Source organism: Ralstonia sp. TCR112 (genome assembly GCF_007997035.1).
GTDB lineage: Bacteria > Pseudomonadota > Gammaproteobacteria > Burkholderiales > Burkholderiaceae > Ralstonia > Ralstonia edaphi.
In genome coordinates this window covers 1-544 of sequence record NZ_VOSS01000236.1, presented here as the reverse complement: position 1 = coordinate 544, position 544 = coordinate 1, and the positions used below count along the sequence as shown (strand labels likewise).

General features: G+C 67.6%; 1 protein-coding gene. It reads right to left on the bottom strand.

The features are described 5' to 3' along the window. The coding region (locus tag FUT88_RS25570; protein ID WP_186829391.1) for a malonate decarboxylase subunit alpha at nucleotides 1-544 on the bottom strand (544 nt) is incomplete at both ends.

Genomic DNA, 544 nt, shown 5'->3' with positions numbered 1-544 from the left:
GGGCGTGGCGTGACGGCGGCCGCGCGGGTCGTGGCCCATGTTGGGCGCGCCGCCAAAACCGGCCAGCCGCCCGCGCGTGACGGTGGACGAATGCCCATCGCCATCCACCTGCAGCGTCGCGCCAATGAAGAGGTCCACCGCATATTGGCCGGCGAGCTGGCACAGCATGCGGTTGGAGCGCAGCGAGCCATCGCGGCCGGTGAAGAACACATCGGGGCGCGCGGCCACGTAGCGCTCCATGCCCAGTTCGGTGCCGAAGCAGTGCACGCTTTCCACCCAGCCGGATTCGATGGCGGGGATCAGCGTCGGATGCGGGTTCAGCGTCCAGTTGCGGCAGATCTTGCCCTTGAGGCCCAGGCGCTCGCCGTACGTCGGCAGGATCAGCTCGATGGCGGCCGTGTTGAAGCCGATGCCGTGGTTGAGCGACTGCACGTTGTGCCGCTGGTAGATGCCGCGAATGGCCATCATCGCCATCAGCACGTGCACGGGCTTGATGAGGCGCGGGTCGCGCGTGAAGAGCGGCTCGATGTAGAACGGCTTGTCG